The 14419-nt window shown below is 65.6% G+C and carries 13 protein-coding genes; 3 read left to right on the plus strand and 10 right to left on the minus strand.

The genetic code is table 11. The features are described 5' to 3' along the window. Positions 1-31: 31 nt before the first annotated feature. The 4 genes from ACFWVD_RS02180 to ACFWVD_RS02195 all read right to left on the minus strand — a co-directional run bounded on the left by ACFWVD_RS02180 (position 32) and on the right by ACFWVD_RS02195 (position 5265). On the minus strand, positions 32-1828 hold the full coding sequence (locus ACFWVD_RS02180) for an AMP-dependent synthetase/ligase (RefSeq protein ID WP_379240079.1): 1797 nt from the start codon (positions 1826-1828) through the stop codon (positions 32-34). Positions 1829-1920: 92 nt separating this feature from the next. After that, on the minus strand, positions 1921-2874 hold the full coding sequence (locus tag ACFWVD_RS02185) for an alpha/beta hydrolase (RefSeq protein ID WP_379240080.1): 954 nt from the start codon (positions 2872-2874) through the stop codon (positions 1921-1923). 16 nt (positions 2875-2890) lie between these two features. Beyond that, positions 2891-3724 (minus strand): SDR family NAD(P)-dependent oxidoreductase, encoded by an 834-nt coding sequence (locus ACFWVD_RS02190; RefSeq protein WP_379240081.1) that lies wholly within the window; start codon positions 3722-3724, stop codon positions 2891-2893. Then, positions 3721-5265: a flavin-containing monooxygenase gene (locus ACFWVD_RS02195; protein ID WP_379240082.1), complete on the minus strand. Its 1545-nt coding sequence runs from the start codon at positions 5263-5265 to the stop codon at positions 3721-3723. Before ACFWVD_RS02195 ends, ACFWVD_RS02190 begins: the two co-directional genes overlap by 4 nt. A gap of 76 nt (positions 5266-5341) precedes the next feature. Here ACFWVD_RS02195 and ACFWVD_RS02200 point away from each other — a divergent pair, with 76 nt between their 5' ends. Further along, positions 5342-5959, plus strand: coding sequence for a TetR/AcrR family transcriptional regulator (locus ACFWVD_RS02200; protein WP_379240084.1), 618 nt, complete (start codon positions 5342-5344; stop codon positions 5957-5959). 3 nt (positions 5960-5962) lie between these two features. Here the strand turns inward: ACFWVD_RS02200 and ACFWVD_RS02205 are convergent, their stop codons facing one another. After that, entirely contained in the window at positions 5963-6544 is a 582-nt protein-coding gene (locus ACFWVD_RS02205; RefSeq protein ID WP_379240085.1) for a helix-turn-helix domain-containing protein, read from the minus strand. 82 nt (positions 6545-6626) lie between these two features. Between ACFWVD_RS02205 and ACFWVD_RS02210 the strand changes: the two genes are divergently transcribed. Continuing rightward, positions 6627-7724, plus strand: a complete 1098-nt coding sequence (locus ACFWVD_RS02210; RefSeq protein ID WP_379240086.1) for an NAD(P)/FAD-dependent oxidoreductase — start codon at positions 6627-6629, stop codon at positions 7722-7724. A gap of 86 nt (positions 7725-7810) precedes the next feature. Here the strand turns inward: ACFWVD_RS02210 and ACFWVD_RS02215 are convergent, their stop codons facing one another. Then, on the minus strand, positions 7811-8179 hold the full coding sequence (locus tag ACFWVD_RS02215) for an ADP-ribosylation/crystallin J1 (RefSeq protein ID WP_379240087.1): 369 nt from the start codon (positions 8177-8179) through the stop codon (positions 7811-7813). A 200-nt stretch (positions 8180-8379) separates the two neighbouring features. Here ACFWVD_RS02215 and ACFWVD_RS02220 point away from each other — a divergent pair, with 200 nt between their 5' ends. Beyond that, positions 8380-8757, plus strand: a complete 378-nt coding sequence (locus ACFWVD_RS02220; RefSeq protein WP_379240088.1) for a hypothetical protein — start codon at positions 8380-8382, stop codon at positions 8755-8757. Positions 8758-8764: 7 nt separating this feature from the next. Here the strand turns inward: ACFWVD_RS02220 and ACFWVD_RS02225 are convergent, their stop codons facing one another. From ACFWVD_RS02225 to ACFWVD_RS02240, 4 genes are all read right to left on the minus strand, one after another. Continuing rightward, positions 8765-9913, minus strand: a complete 1149-nt coding sequence (locus tag ACFWVD_RS02225) for a hypothetical protein (RefSeq protein ID WP_379240089.1) — start codon at positions 9911-9913, stop codon at positions 8765-8767. A 74-nt stretch (positions 9914-9987) separates the two neighbouring features. Beyond that, on the minus strand, positions 9988-10251 hold the full coding sequence (locus ACFWVD_RS02230) for a type II toxin-antitoxin system RelE/ParE family toxin (protein WP_379240090.1): 264 nt from the start codon (positions 10249-10251) through the stop codon (positions 9988-9990). Further along, on the minus strand, positions 10248-10526 hold the full coding sequence (locus ACFWVD_RS02235) for a type II toxin-antitoxin system Phd/YefM family antitoxin (RefSeq protein WP_379240091.1): 279 nt from the start codon (positions 10524-10526) through the stop codon (positions 10248-10250). The genes ACFWVD_RS02230 and ACFWVD_RS02235 overlap by 4 nt, the downstream gene beginning before the upstream one ends. A gap of 113 nt (positions 10527-10639) precedes the next feature. Then, positions 10640-14410 carry a multifunctional oxoglutarate decarboxylase/oxoglutarate dehydrogenase thiamine pyrophosphate-binding subunit/dihydrolipoyllysine-residue succinyltransferase subunit gene (locus ACFWVD_RS02240; RefSeq protein WP_379240092.1) on the minus strand — a complete coding sequence of 1257 codons (3771 nt, stop codon included), beginning with the start codon at positions 14408-14410 and terminating at the stop codon, positions 10640-10642. Between the last annotated feature and the right edge of the window lie 9 nt (positions 14411-14419).

Genomic DNA, 14419 nt, shown 5'->3' on the forward strand with positions numbered 1-14419 from the left:
ACAAAGCAACCGGCCTTTCGAACTGAACGGACTAGGAGTAGATCTTGTCTACTTCGCCCGCGTACTGCTTCATCACCACGGCGCGCTTGAGCGACATCTTCGGGGTGAGCTCACCCGTTTCCTGGGTCCAGTCGACCGGCAGGATGCGGATCTTCTTGATCGCCTCGGCCTTGGAGACCTTGCTGTTGGTCTCGTCGATCGCGGCCTGCACCTCGGCCACCAGGGCCTCGTTCTCGATCAGGGTCTCGATCGCGGTGTCCGCGGCCACGCCGTTGCGGTCCTTCCAGCCCGGCAGGGCTTCGGGATCCAGCGTGATCAGCGCGCCGATGAACGGCTGACCGTCACCCACGACCATGACCTGGCTGATCAGCGGGTGCGCGCGCAGGGAATCCTCGAGGATCGCGGGGGAGACGTTCTTGCCGCCCGCGGTGACCAGGATTTCCTTCTTGCGACCGGTGATGGTGACGAAGCCGTCGGCGTCGATGGCACCCAGGTCGCCGGTCTTGAACCACCCGTCGACGAAGGATTCCTCGGTGGCCTCGGCGTTGCCCCAGTAGCCGTCGAACACGACCGAGCCCTTGAGCAGCAGCTCGCCGTCTTCGGCGATCTTGGCCGCGTGGCCCTGGATCGGGCGACCGACCGAGCCGACGCGGATGAACTGCGGGGTGTTCACGGTGAACGCGGCGGTGGTCTCGGTCAGACCGTAGCCTTCGTAGATCGTGACGCCCGCACCACGGAAGAAGTGGCCCAGACGCGCGCCCAGCGGGCCGCCACCGGAGACAGCGGCCAGGCACTGACCACCAAGCGCCGCGCGCAGCTTGCTGTAGACCAGCTTGTCGAACACGAAGTGCTTGACCTTCAGCGCCAGGCTCGGGCCGCCCGGGGTCTCGAGCGCGGTGCTGTAGGCGATCGACACGTCGGCGGCGGCGTCGAAGATCTTGCCCTTGCCCGCGTCGTGCGCCTTCTGCTTGGCGGAGTTGAACACCTTCTCGAACACGCGCGGCACCGACAGGATGAAGTCGGGCTTGAAGTCGCCGAACTGCTCCACCAGGGTGGTCCAGTCGGAGCTGTGGCGGATGGTCACCTTGGAATCGAAGGCGATCAGCGCGACCGCGCGGGCGAACACGTGCGCCAGCGGCAGGAACAGCAGGGTCTTCTGACCCTCGGACACGAACGAGCTGAGTTCGATACCGCCCGAACGCGATTCGGCGTACAGGTTGGCGTGGGTCAGCTGCACGCCCTTGGGCTTGCCGGTGGTGCCCGAGGTGTAGATCAGGGTGGCGGGGGAGTTCGCGCCGACCTGCTTGCGACGCTCGTGCACGACGGAATCGTCGAGGTCCGCGCCACGCTCGGTCAGGGTGTCGATCGCACCCTTGTCGATCTGCAGGGTCTCGCCCAGCTTGGGCAGCGAGCCCGCGTCGATCTCGTCGATCGTGGCGCGGTGCTTGTCGTTCTCGACGACCAGGATCTTGGTCTCGGAATCCTGCAGGATCCACTTGGCCTGCTCGGCGGCCGAGGAATCGTAGATCGCGACAGTGACGCCACCGGCGGCCCAGATCGCGAAGTCCAGCAGCGTCCACTCGTAGCGAGTGGCCGCCATGATCGCGACCCGGTCGCCCAGCTCGACGCCCGAGGCGATCAGGCCCTTGGCGACGCCGGTCACCGCGGTCTCGAACTGCTTCGCCGTGACGTCGTTCCAGCCGCCGCTGCCGTTCGGGACGTTGAACAACACCGTGTTCGGCGTCTCCTGCCCGAAGCGGAAGACGTTGTCGGAATTGTTCGCGTCCTCCGGGATGGTGTAGGAAGCCGGAACTTCGAACTCTCGCATCTGTGCCCTTCCAGTGGGTTCTACTCGCCAGTAATCTACGACACGTTTGGCCGGGTCGCGATATCGCCGTCCAAAACGCCCGTCACCAGGCTTTATCGTAAATCGTCGATCGATACTGGCTGAATTGCTTCTCGCAGGAATTCTGCGAGTTCGCTCAGAGCCGTCGCAGCCTCGGTGACCAGCGCGGCCTGTAGTTGCGCGACGTGCCAGAGGCCGCGGGTTTCGGTGAAGCGGACGTGCACGCCCGCGCCACGCAGGCTGGAGACCAAGGTCGAACACTGGTTGTGCAGCAGTTCGCTGACATCGACTTGCACGTAGGTGGGCGGCAATCCGATGAGGTTTCCCCGCAGCGGGGCATAGCCCGCTTCGGTGCTGGCGGCGTCGCCGAGGTAGTGGGCGGCGCACGCTTGCGACCACGTCCGGTTGATCACCAGATCGCGGTCCTTGCTCGGTATTTCGGTGGGGTCGGACCAGGGTGCGATCAGGCCCAGAGCGGCGGGGGTGAGCTCATGCCGTTCGATCAGTCGCTGCGCCAACGCCAGGGCCAGACCGCCGCCCGCGGAGTCACCGGCGATACAGATCTGCTCGGGCCGGTAGCCGACATTGCCGACCAGGTCCAAGAACGCGGCCTCGGCGTCGTCGAGACCGGCCGGGAACGGGTGTTCCGGTGCCAGCCGGTAGTCCAGCGAGTACACCGCGCACGAGGTTTCCTGCGCGAGTCGAGCCACCAGCGAACGGTGCGTGGCGATCGAACCGACCACGTAACCGCCGCCGTGCAGGTACAAGATCGCGCCCGCTGCCCGCTCCGGCGGCACCGCGCGGGTACGCGAACCCGGAATAGCGGTGTCGGCAATGACGCGTTCAGCGGGGCGACCGCCCAGCTGCAGGTGCTGCACGACGGTGCCGTCGGGCAGCAGCTGCAGCCGGGAGAACGCATCGAGCAGCGCACGCTGCACCACGATCGGCACGTGCACGTTCAGCGTCACCCGATACAGCGGGTCGAGCACGGCACGGACGATCGGCAGCGGAATCTTGAACTCGCGCATGGTTTTTCCTGGTGTGTCAGTGGGGCATGAAGCGGCCGTTGATGGCAGCCGAGATCCGGTTGTAGCCCGAGCCGAGCAGGCGAACGCTCACGTCGAGCAGCTTGGCCTCCCAGCCGATCAGCACGCGGGAGTGGCCCTTGCGCACCCCTTCGGTGATGGTCTGCGCGGCCATCTCCGGGCTGTGGATCAGCATGTACTTCTCGAACATCGTCGTCGCGGCGGCGCCGTCGAAGCCCTCGGCGTAGGTGGCGTTGCGGGCCACCGCGGTCTTGATGCCGCCGGGGTGCACACAGGTGACCTGCACGGGCGCCTTGGCGACCCGCATTTCCTGGACCAGCGCCTCGGTGAAGCCGCGCACCGCGAACTTCGCCGAGTTGTAGGCGGACTGCCCCGGCACGGTGATCAGCCCGAACAGGCTCGACACGTTGATCACGTGGCCGTCGCCGGACTCGATCAGCATCGGCAGGAACGCCTTGGTGCCGTTGACGACACCCCAGAAGTCCACATCCATGATGCGTTCGATGTCTTTGAACTCGCTCTTGATCACGTCACCGTGGTAGGCGATGCCCGCGTTGTTGTAGATCTGGTGCACGACACCGAAGTGCGCCTTCACCTGATCCGCGTACAGCAGAAACGCTTCGCGCTCAGCGACATTGAGCCGGTCGGACTTGACCTGCGCGCCCAGCTTCTCGCAGGAGGCCACGGTCTGAGCCAGGCCCTCGGCGTCGATATCGGACAGCGCGAGCTTGGCGCCACGGGCGGCCAGGTTCTCCGCCAGTGCCCGACCGATGCCGGAACCGGCTCCGGTGATCACGCAAACTTTGTTCGTGAAGTAAGCATCTTTGCTCACTGTGCTGCCACCACTTTCAGATCGGCGCCTGCGGCGTCCACGGTTGTCGTAGTGTAGGCCGCGGCATCGAAATGCCGTGTGAGCCTACGGAATTCGAAGGTGAAGTCCGGCCACAACGTGGTGTTGTTGCCGTGCTTGTCCAGGTACCAGCTAGCGCAGCCGCCGGTGTTCCAGACTGTCTTGCCCAGCTTTTCCTGCAGGTCGGCGTTGTAGGCCTGCTGCACGTCTTCACGCACCTCGACGGTGCGCAAACCCTTGGCGTCGATGGTGGCCAACGCATCGCTGACATAGTTGATCTGCGATTCGATCATGTACACCATCGAGGTGTGGCCCAAACCGACGTTCGGGCCGACCAGGAAGAACATATTGGGGAAGTTCGCGATCGCCGCGCCCTTGTAGGCCTGCTGGCCGATCTGGTCGAACACCTCGGCCAGCGTGCGCCCGTCGCGCCCGACCATGGCGTTGTAGGTCGGGGAGTCGGTGACGTGGAAGCCGGTGGCCACGATCAGCGCGTCGATCTCGCGCTCGGTGCCGTCCTTGGTCACGATGGACCCGGCCTTCACCTCGGCGATGCCGTCGGTGATCACGTCGACATTGTCGCGGTCCAGCGCCGGGTAGTACTCGTTGGAGATCAGCATGCGCTTGCAGCCGATCCGGTAGTTCGGGGTGACCTTCTTGCGCAGTTCGGGATCGCGGATCTCGAACTGCAGCTTGGCACGCGACAGGCCCTCGAAGGCCTTCATCAGGATCGGGAAGCGGGTCAGGCCAACGACCTGGGTCTCCCGCGCGGCGTAGATGGCGGCGCGCGACAGACGCTGCACGGCCGGAATGTGCTTGAACGCCAACCGTTCCGGCAGCAGGTACGGGCGATCCATGCGCGGCAGCAGCCACGGCGCGGTGCGCTGGTAGACGTCCAGGCTCGCGACCTTGCTCGCGATGGCGGGCACGATCTGGATCGACGAGGCGCCGGTGCCGATCACCGCGACGCGCTTGTCGGTCAGGTCGGCGTCGTGATTCCAGCGGGCGGAGTGGAAGATCTCGCCCTCGAAGTCGTTGATGCCCTTGATATCCGGCAGCGACGGCTCACACAGCGCACCGACCGCGGAGACCACGGTGTCGGCGGTGAACTCACCCTCGGAGGTGCTGATGTCCCACTGGGCGGTGTCGTTGTTCCAGCGGATGGACTGCACGTCGCAGTCGAAGATGTGGTGGTCGAGCACGTCGAAACGCTGCGCGACACTCTTGATGTAGGCCTGGATCTCGCCCTGCTTGGAGAACGAGCGGGTCCAGTCCGGGTTCGGCGCGAACGAGTACGAATACAGGTGCGAGGGCACGTCGCAGGCGGCACCGGGGTAGGTGTTGTCGCGCCAGGTGCCGCCGACATCGCTGCCGCGCTCGAGCACGAGGAAGTCGTCGCGACCCTGCTGACTCAGGCGAATGGCCAGGCCCAGGCCCGCGAACCCGCTGCCGACGATGATCGTCTTGGCGTGGCGGACGGCGCGGGGTTCTTCGACGACGTTGTCTGTAACCTTACGACTCATGTAATGCAGAATACGGTCTTATTGAGGCGGAGTCAACAGCTATTGAACTGTATTCAGTAGCGGCTAGGATGGCCTTGTGACTACCAGGGAGACCAAGCGTGTGAGGCTCAGCCCGGAGGATCGTCGGCTGCAGCTGATCACCCTCGGCGCCGAAATGCTGGCCGACCGGCCGCTCGAGGACATCTCGGTGGACGACATCGCCAAGCTGGCCGGCATCTCGCGCGGGCTGCTGTTCCACTACTTCGCGTCCAAGCAGGAGTTCCACGAGGCGATCGCCCGGCACGTGAGCACCGAGTTCTACGTCGCGATCATGCCCAACCGGGAACTGTCGCTGTTCGACATGCTGCGCGACTCGATCGAACGGTTCGTCGACTACGCGTGCGAGAATTCCGCCTCCTACCGTTCGGCGCTGCGCGGGCCCGCTGCCGCCACCGCCGGGCTGTCGGAATATGTGAACCAGACGCGCGCCGCCATCGCGGACCTCATCATCAGCGAACTGCCGCTGCCACCGGTGGGCACCGAACTGGCCCGGCTGACCCTGGCCGTGCGCGGGTGGATCGCCTTCGTCGAGGAAACGATTCTCACCTGGATGGTCGAAAAGCCGATCAGCCGTGAGCAATTGGTGGATCTGCTGGTCGAGTCGCTGCCGGCGTTGGCGTTGAGTCCGGCGTTGATCGCGGCCTTGCAGGACTGAATCTCAGCTGGACTTCGGGCGGGCGCGCAGGTGGGCGCGTTCGCCCTGTTTGCCGAAAAGGCTGATGAACTCCACGGATTGCTCGTCGGCGGCGCCGAACCAGTGCGGGACATGGGTGTCGAATTCGGCGGCCTCGCCGGGGTTCATGATGAAGTCGTTGTCGCCCAGGATCAGGCGCAGGCGGCCGTTGAGGACATACAACCACTCGTAACCCTCGTGGACCTGCGGGGTTTCGGGTCGGTTGCGCGCACCCGGGGCGATGATCATCTTGAACGCCTGGATGCCGCCCGCGCGTTTGGTCAGCGGGAGCATGGTCATGCCGTGGCGGGTGATCGGGCGCAGGTGGATGCGCGGGTCGCCGGTGGGTGGGGCGTCGACGAGCTCATCGAGGGTGACGCCGTGTGCCTTGGCCAGGGGGAGAAGCAGTTCGAGGGTGGGTTTGCGGTCGCCCGATTCCAGGCGTGACAGGGTGCTGACCGAGATGCCGGTTTCTTGTGAGAGGTCGGCGAGGGTGGTTCGGCGCTGTTTGCGCAGGGTGCGCAGGCGGGGGCCGACCGAGTCGAGGGTTTGGTCCAGGTCGTCCATGTACTTCAGTTTGCCATATCGGCAAAGAAGGTTGCCAGTTTTGGATGCTCGGGGGCATGGTCGATTCCAGAAGGAGGTCGACATGAACGATTCTTACGAAGTGGTGGTGCTCGGCGGGGGAGCCGCCGGGTTGAACGCGGCGCTGATGTTGGCGCGGTCGCGGCGGCCGGTGCTGGTGATCGACGCCGGGTCGCCGCGTAACGCGCCTGCTCAGGGGGTGCACGGGCTGCTGGGCAGGGAGGGGATGTCGCCGTTGGAACTGCTCGAGGTGGGGCGGGCTGAGGTGCGGGGGTATGGCGGGCACGTGGTGTCTGGCGAGGTGATCGCGGTCGATCGGGTCACTGAATCCACTTCGCGGGCAAGGGGATTCGATGGCAATTCCAGGGTTGCGGCGGGAGCGCGCGTCAACGGTGCGGATGTCGAGGTGACGCCGAGTGACCTCCGGATCGACGGCGGGGGCGGTTCACTCGATGACAGTGGGGCGGCGAACTCGGCGGACTTCCGGGTGACGCTGGCCGACGGGCGAACCGTGCGGGCCCGACGCATCCTGATCGCCACCGGCCTCGCCGACGTGCTCCCCGAGATCCCCGGACTGCGGGAACGCTGGGGCAACGAGGTGCTGCACTGCCCGTACTGCCACGGCTGGGAGGTGCGCGATCAGCGGATCGCGGTGCTGTCCAGCGGACCGATGTCGGTGCACCAAGCGCTGCTGTTCACCCAACTCAGCGACGACATCGTCTTCCTGACCCACACGACGTCGCTGACGCTCGAAGACACGGAAAAGCTTGCCGCCCACGGTATTCAGATCGTCGACGGTGAGGTCGTCGAAGTCCTAGCCGACGACCACCTGACCGGAATCCGACTATCCGACGGCACAATCATCGCCCGAGACGCCCTGGTGGTGGCCCCCCGCATGAACACCCGCGCCACCTTCCTCACAGACCTCGGCCTCACCCCCGAACCCCACCCCGCAGGCATCGGCGACCACATCCCCGCCGACCCCGTCGGCCGCACCACGACCCCCGGCGTCTGGATCGCAGGCAACGCCACCGACCCCACCGCCCAAGTCGGCGCCGCCGCAGCGGCCGGAGCGATGGCCGGTGCGCAAATCAACGCGGAGTTGGTCATGGTCGACACCGCCACCGCAGTCGCCGAACGCGCGGCCGGAACACGGGTCTGATCCGGGCCGGCATTTTCACGCACTTCGCGCCGATCCAGTCAGAAAACTGACTGCACGAAGGCGTATTGCGTGAAAATGCCGGTGGTTCAGGGCTGATCGGGCAAGGGTGCGTCCGCCGGGAACCTGCGGACGACCTCGATCTCGCCGACTATGTTGCGGTTGAACTCGTCGAGATCTTCTGCGGGGATCCAGTATTCGAGGATGTCGCGGCCCCCGGCTTGTTGCACGTCGTAGTTGTCGAGGTAGTCGGTTCGGACTTCGAAGCGGGTGACGTAGCCGGCGCCGGACGCGGGCACATTCCAATCGCGAGCTATCAGGACCGCGTAGGCCTCGTTGAGAACCGGGTAGAAGATCGGCTGGTCGGGCAGCCGCGGCGGCCACGCTCGCCACCCGGACTCGGCCACCAGTGCTAGCTCGGCGGGGCCGGTGGGGCGCCACAGGGTGGTTGATTGCATGCGGGCACCGTAGTCGGATTCCGTAGTCGGGGGCCAGCGGATTTCACGGGTGGCCGATGTGGGGCGGAGGGGTGGCGATCGAGCTCGAGGGGCGGGTCGGTGGATTTTTCGGCAAGATGGGCGCTGTTCGTGGTGGAAGTCGGGGCGTGCTGTTCGTGGGCGGGCCGGCTAGTGGTGTGGTGATCGAATCGGAGAATCCAGTGTCAGAACAGAGTTCGGTGTTGTCGATCGGTCTGCACCCCGGTGCCGTGGACTACACCAACTATCCCAACCTTGATGAAGCCACGCTGACCGCACGTATCGAGGCGGGCGAATCTGCCTTGCGGGCAGCGGGATTCAACTTCGTGTCCTGCTTGGTTCCCACCGACCCCGACGCGGCGGAGGCGAAGCTGCGCGAGTGTGCGGCGGGTGGTGTGTTCCGGGTTGCGATGATCGGGGCGGGGGTGCGGATGGCGGCTGAACACACGTTGCTGTTCGAGCGGTTGATCAATGTTGCCGCCGAGGTTGCGCCTGGAATTCGGTTCTGCTTCAACACTTCTCCGGAGACCACGATCGACGCGCTGCGTCGGTGGGTGTAGCGGGCGGCTACTTGTGACCGCTGCCGTGGTCGTGGGTGCAGGTGTCGGTGCGGCGGCCGTCGGCGGAGGCCTGGCCGGCGCCGTGGCCTTCCAGGGCTGCGAACGGGCCGCATTCGTGGGGGGCGATCCAGACGTGGACCATCGGGTTTCCTGAGCCGGGGTTGACGGAGTTGGGTGGGCAGTTGCCCTGGTCGTCGAGTACGCCGGCGACGACGGGGCCGGTGTCGCCCATTTTCCAGCACAGGTTTTCGTGGACGTGCCACTGCATCAGCGAGCCGCCGAAATCGACGAGGGTGGGGTCGTCGATCTTCTTGCCGTTGGCGATGTACATGGCGGAGACCAGGGTGCGGTTGGGGCCGTCGACTCGGTAGACCAGTGATTCGGGGTGGGCGGGGTCGAGGAAGTTGTTGTCGCGGATGTAGCTCATGTTGATGTAGTGCTCGTAGCCGGTGGCGGAGTCACCGATCGAGCGGAAGCCCAGTGCGGCAACGGAATTCACGTCGGCGAAGGCGGGTAGTCCGTCGAGGGTGCTGCGTACCAGGTTGGTGGCGCGGGCCTGTTGTTCGGCGGTGACGCCGGAGACGCCGGACAGATCGATCGGTTTGGTGGGATCCCAGGGGCGAGGCCAGTTGGCAGCGTCGGCGTGCGCGTGATCGTCGCCTGCGGCATGTGCGTGATCGTCGGTGTCGCCATGACTGTGAACATGGCCGACGCCGTTGAGCATCGCCGCCAACGCGAGCACGCCAACGGCGGCCGCCGCGATCCCCGACCGCATCGGCAGCAGGGTCGCGGTCGGCCGAACGAGGCCGATCACCGCGGCAACAGCGGCCAGCGCACCCAGCCCTGCACAGACGGTGTCAGCCACTTGCGGTGCCTCGGCGGTCAACCCGGCAATCCACGGCACATCGGCGAACCGTGTGAACGCCCACATCCCGGCCGCGAACGCATTCGCCGCCAGCATCGAGGTCACCACGATCTTGCGCTCGCTGAGCAACACCGCCAGCCCCGTCGCGCACTGGATCGCCGCGAGCACCACCATCAACCGCGCCAACGTCGCATGTTCGGTGTGCATTCCCGCCGCCATGAAGTGCACAGCGCCCGCCCCTACCGACGAGATCCCGCCCAGCAGCAGGAATCCGTTACGCCCGTTCGTCATGCCCGGACAGTACTTGGGTTCGCTGAGGCGCCGTTGCCGCCTGAATAAGAGAACTCTGTGACCCACATCTCGCGCTACTCGTAGATGTCGCGACGGTGCCCTGCGGTGACTACGAGGATGACAAGCTTGCCGTCGTCCACTTCGTAGACGAGTCGGTAGTTGCCGACTCGAAGGCGGAACCCTGGGCGTCCGGTCAGTGCCTTGACGTCCACGCCTTCGCGCCGGTAGGGGTCGTCTCCCAGTAGCGTCAATGCGGTCAGCAGTCGAATGGCGTCGTATTGCGGGATGGAGCGTAGGGCCCGGCGGGCGGCAGGAGTCCAGCAGAACTCGTATTTCACGCCGCGCCTTCGTGGCCGTTGGCGAGAATGTCGTCCATCATCTGGCCGAGCGTGATGTTGGCAGGCTCGCCGCCCTCCGCGAGTGCGGCATCGGCCATTCGGCCCAGTTGCTCGTCTTCCCATTCCTCGAGCTTCGCGAGCATGAACAGGGGAATCACTGCGGCGGCGGGCTCGCCGGCGCGAGTGATCACAGTGACGTGGCCGTCCTGGGCCGCAGCGCTCACGACCGCAGGCAATTGGGCGCGAGCGTCCCGAATGCTGAGCTGATCATCCATCATTCCAGTGTACACCGATATGTGTACGCCTGGCACGGTGCTTTGCCGATGAACAGCGAACGCCGGGTGGATCGTGATGATCCACCCGGCGTCAACCGTTGTGCGAGAAGAACTTACGTGGTCGGCTCGAAAGCCTCGCCGATGATCTCGGCCTGTTCCACGGCGTGCACCTTCGACGAACCCGAGGACGGGGCCGACATGGCGCGACGCGAGATGCGACGCAGTCGGCCCAGGCGCTCGGGCAGCACCTCGGGCAGGTTGAGGCCGAAGAAGGGCCATGCGCCCTGGTTGGCGGGTTCTTCCTGGACCCAGGCGATGTCGGTCGCGTTGGGGTACTTGGCCAGTGCCTCGTTGAGGCGGTACGTCGGGATCGGGTACAGCTGTTCGATCCGGACGATGGCCACGTCTTCGCGCTTGTGCTTGGCCTTCTCCGCGGCGAGCTCGTAGTAGAGCTTGCCCGAGGTCAGCAGGATGCGCTTGACCTTGGCGGTGTCGCCGACGCCCGATTCGTAGGTGGGCTCGTCGAACACCGAACGGAACTTCGACTCGGTGAAGTCCTTGACGTCGGACACCACAGCCTTGTTGCGCAGCATCGACTTCGGGGTGAAGACGATCAGCGGACGACGGATCCCGTCGAGCGCGTGGCGACGCAGCAGGTGGAAGTAGTTCGCCGGGGTGGACGGCACCGCCACCGTCATCGAGCCTTCAGCGCACAGCTGCAGGAACCGCTCGATACGACCGGAGGTGTGGTCGGGACCCTGACCCTCGTGGCCGTGCGGCAGCAGCAGCACCACGTCCGACAGCTGGCCCCACTTGGCCTCACCGGAGGAGATGAACTCGTCGATGATCGACTGCGCGCCGTTGACGAAGTCACCGAACTGCGCTTCCCACAACACCAGTGCGTTGGGATTGCCCAGCGAGTAGCCGTATTCGAAACCGACAGCGGCGTATTCGCTCAGCGCGGAGTCGTGCACCGCGAACCAACCCGGCTTCTCGGAGCCGATGTTGTGCAGCGGGGTGTACTCCTGCGCGTTGACCCGGTCGATGATCACCGAGTGGCGCTGGGTGAACGTGCCACGACGCGAGTCCTGACCGGTCAGGCGCACATCGTGGCCCTGGTCGATCAGCGAACCGAAAGCCAGCAGCTCGGCGAAGGCCCAGTCGACCTTGCCCTCGTAGGCCATCTCGCGACGCTTCTCCAGCACCGGCTTCACGCGCGGGTGCACGTTGAAACCGTCGGGAGTGTTCAGGAACGCGTCACCGATGCGCTGCAGGACCGACTTGTCGACCGCGGTGACCACGGTGGCGGGCACCTTCTGGTCGTCCTCGACCGACTCCGACGGCTCGGGAACGTACTTCTCCAGCTCGCGGACCTCGTTGAACACGCGCTCGAGCTGACCCTGGTAGTCGCGCAGCGCGTCCTCGGCCTCCTTCATGGAGATGTCGCCACGGCCGATCAGTGATTCGGTGTACGCCTTTCGCACCGAACGCTTGGTGTCGATGATGTCGTACATCTCCGGCTGGGTCATCGAGGGATCGTCACCCTCGTTGTGCCCGCGACGGCGGTAGCAGACCAGGTCGATGACCACGTCCTTGCGGAACTTCTGCCGGAAGTCGACCGCAAGGCGAGCCACCCAGTCGCAGGCCTCCGGGTCGTCACCGTTGACGTGGAAGATCGGCGCGCCGATGAACTTCGCGATGTCGGTGGAGTACTCGGTGGAGCGGCTGTTCTCGGGCGCGGTGGTGAAGCCGATCTGGTTGTTCACCACGATGTGGATGGTGCCGCCGACTCGGTAACCGCGCAGGCCACCCAGGTTCAGCGTCTCCGCGACCACACCCTGACCGGCGAACGCCGCGTCACCGTGCAGCATCAACGGCATGACGGAGAAACCGTCGGGGCCGTCGCCCTTGTTCAGCAGGTCCTGCTTGGCGCGCACCAGACCCTCGAGCACCGGGTCCACCGCCTCGAGGTGCGAGGGGTTGGCGGTGAGCGAGACCGCGATCTCGTTGTCGCCGAACATCTGCAGGTACTGACCGTGCGCACCGAGGTGGTACTTCACGTCGCCGGAGCCGTGGGTGGCCGCCGGGTTCATGTTGCCTTCGAACTCGGTGAAGATCTTCGAGTACGGCTTGCCCACGATGTTGGCCAGCACGTTGAGGCGACCGCGGTGCGGCATGCCGATGATGACTTCGTCCATGGCGTACTCGGCGCACTGGTCGATGGTGGCGTCCATCATCGGGATGACGGCTTCGGCGCCTTCGAGCGAGAACCGCTTCTGACCCACGTACTTGGTCTGCAGGAAGGTCTCGAACGCCTCGGCGGCGTTGAGCCGGTTCAGGATGTACTTCTGTTGCGCGACAGTGGGTTTGACGTGCTTCTGCTCGACCCGATCCTGAATCCACTTCAGCTGATCGGTCTCCAGGATGTGGGTGTACTCCACGCCGACGTGGCGGCAGTACGCATCGCGCAGAATCGACAGCACGTCGCGCAGCTTCATCCGCTCCTGGCCGTGGAAACCGCCCACGTCGAAGGTGCGGTCCAGGTCCCACAGGGTGAGGCCGTGCTGGGTGACGTCCAGGTCGGGGTGGCTGCGGAACTTGTCCTTGACCAGACGCAGCGGATCGGTGTCGGCCATCAGGTGCCCGCGGTTGCGGTAGGCCGCGATCATCTCGAGCACGCGCGCGCTCTTGTCGACACCGCGCGCGCTGATGTCCTTGCGCCAACGGATCGGCTCGTACGGCACGCCCAGACCGTGGAAGATCTCGTCGTAGAACTCGTCGGAGATCAGCAGGTTGTGGATGGTGCGCAGGAAATCACCGGACTCGCCACCCTGGATGATGCGGTGGTCGTAGGTCGAGGTCAGCGTCATCAGCTTGCCGACGCCGATATCGGCGATCCGCTCGTCGCTCATGCCCTGGAACTCGGCCGGGAACTCCATGGCACCGGCGCCGATGATCGCGCCCTGGCCCGGCATCAGCCGCGGCACCGAGTGCACGGTGCCGATGGTGCCGGGGTTGGTGAGCGAGATGGTGACACCGGCGAAGTCGGCGGCACCGAGCTTGCCCTCGCGAGCGCGACGCACCACGTCCTCGTAGGCCGCGTGGAACTGGCCGAAGCTCATGTCTTCGGTTTCCTTGATCGCGGCCACGACCAGCGAACGGTTGCCGTCCTTGCCCTGCAGGTCGATCGCCAGGCCCAGGTTGGTGTGGGCCGGGGTGACCGAGTTGGGCTTGCCGTCGATCTCGGCGAAGTGGCGGTTCATGTTCGGGAACGCCTTGATCGCCTGCACGATCGCGTACCCCAGCAGGTGGGTGAACGAGATCTTGCCGCCGCGCGTGCGCGCGAGGTGGTTGTTGATCACCAGGCGGTTGTCGATCATCAGCTTGGCCGGGATCGCACGCACCGACGTCGCGGTGGGGATCGTCAGCGAGGCCGACATGTTCTTGGCGATGGCGGCGGCGGGGCCGCGCAGCACCTTGTTCTCCGGGCCGGCGGCCGCGGCCTTGGGCGCGGTGGTGGCCGGTGCGTTCGACACCGGTGCAGGTGTGGTCTGCGGTGCGCGCACGGTCGTCGGCGCGGGTGCCGCCGGTGCCGGTGCGGGCTTCGGCGGTGCCGTGGCTACTGCCGCCTTGGGGGCGGGAGCTGCGGCTTTCGGTGCGGGTGCGGCCGCGGGAGGCGCGGCTGCTGCGGGAGCTGAGGCGGTGGCGGGCGCCTGGCTGTTACCGGATTCGGTGGCTTCCGGGGTGTAATCCGCGAGGAACTCGTGCCAACTCGCGTCGACCGAGGATGGGTCCTGTTTGAACTTCTGATACATCTCGTCGACTAGCCACTGGTTCTGTCCGAACTGGGAAGTTGAGCTGCTCACAGCTGGTGTTCGCCTCATTTCGTTCTT

The organism is Nocardia sp. NPDC058666 (genome assembly GCF_042714895.1).
GTDB lineage: Bacteria > Actinomycetota > Actinomycetes > Mycobacteriales > Mycobacteriaceae > Nocardia.

Coding starts and splice junctions, on each gene's coding strand:
- ACFWVD_RS02180 (WP_379240079.1), bottom strand. CDS start 1,828: ATGCGAGAGTTCGAAGTTCCGGCTTCCTACACCATCCCGGAGGACGCG.
- ACFWVD_RS02185 (WP_379240080.1), bottom strand. CDS start 2,874: ATGCGCGAGTTCAAGATTCCGCTGCCGATCGTCCGTGCCGTGCTCGAC.
- ACFWVD_RS02195 (WP_379240082.1), bottom strand. CDS start 5,265: ATGAGTCGTAAGGTTACAGACAACGTCGTCGAAGAACCCCGCGCCGTC.
- ACFWVD_RS02205 (WP_379240085.1), bottom strand. CDS start 6,544: ATGGACGACCTGGACCAAACCCTCGACTCGGTCGGCCCCCGCCTGCGC.
- ACFWVD_RS02210 (WP_379240086.1), top strand. CDS start 6,627: ATGAACGATTCTTACGAAGTGGTGGTGCTCGGCGGGGGAGCCGCCGGG.
- ACFWVD_RS02215 (WP_379240087.1), bottom strand. CDS start 8,179: ATGCAATCAACCACCCTGTGGCGCCCCACCGGCCCCGCCGAGCTAGCA.
- ACFWVD_RS02225 (WP_379240089.1), bottom strand. CDS start 9,913: ATGACGAACGGGCGTAACGGATTCCTGCTGCTGGGCGGGATCTCGTCG.
- ACFWVD_RS02235 (WP_379240091.1), bottom strand. CDS start 10,526: ATGGATGATCAGCTCAGCATTCGGGACGCTCGCGCCCAATTGCCTGCG.
- ACFWVD_RS02240 (WP_379240092.1), bottom strand. CDS start 14,410: ATGAGGCGAACACCAGCTGTGAGCAGCTCAACTTCCCAGTTCGGACAG.